Genomic DNA, 814 nt, shown 5'->3' with positions numbered 1-814 from the left:
CGGCGCTGACGAGAACCCCTTCATCAACGGCAACAGCGCCAGCTCCGGTATCGTCGGGCAGCCCCCGGTGGCGGGCAACCGTCATCTGAGCGACTATGCCGACCGCTATTACCATGGCCCCTCCGGTGAGCTGCTCGACGCCTTCGTGTTCCACAACATGGAGCTGGGTGACGAGTCCCTGCTCGGGGTCAAGATAGGTCAGCACAACCTCTACTGGGGAGAAACCCTGCTGAGCCCGGTACACGCCCTCAGCTATGGCCAGTCGGGGCTCGATCTCGCGAAGCTGGCGGCCTCCCCGGGGACGGAAGCGAAAGAGCTGTTCGTGCCCCGCAACCAGGTTTCAGCCTCCTTCACCCTGAACCCGGAGTGGACCTTCGCCGCCCAGTACTTCCTGGACTGGAACGCCGCCCGCCTGCCGGAAGCCGGTACCTATTATGGCAGCTCGGATCTGGTGGGCTTTGGTGCCCAGTCCTTCCTGCTGGGCCACACCGGCGGGCCGGGCCTCGCCGGACCGAGCGGCACCCTCAGCAACATTCGCCGGGGGGATGACATCGAGCCGGGCAAGCACGGTGACTGGGGCATCATGGCCAAGTGGTCCCCCGAGGTGTTGGATGCGACCCTGGGGGCCTTCTACCGCCGCACCGCCGACATCCTGCCCCAGGCGGTGCTCGATGCCCGTGGCCTCAGTGTCCGTGGTGCCACCGCCAACCCGATCCTCAACCTGCGCAATTCGATCTCGACCACCAGCTACTCCATGGCCTATGGCGACGACATCGACATCTTCGGCCTGAGCCTCTCCAAGGACGTGGCCGGG

The 814-nt window shown here is 65.8% G+C and carries 1 protein-coding gene; it reads left to right on the top strand.

All coding sequences use genetic code 11. The annotated features are described in order from the left end of the window. Nucleotides 1-814, top strand: an 814-nt coding sequence (locus BN1127_RS21065) for a DUF1302 domain-containing protein (protein WP_042648397.1), incomplete at both ends; no start/stop codon positions are given.

The organism is Aeromonas media, assembly GCF_000819985.1.
Classification (GTDB): Bacteria; Pseudomonadota; Gammaproteobacteria; order Enterobacterales; family Aeromonadaceae; genus Aeromonas; species Aeromonas media.
The sequence above is the reverse complement of the archived record's forward strand: the minus strand, read 5'-3'. Positions and strand labels throughout refer to the sequence as shown.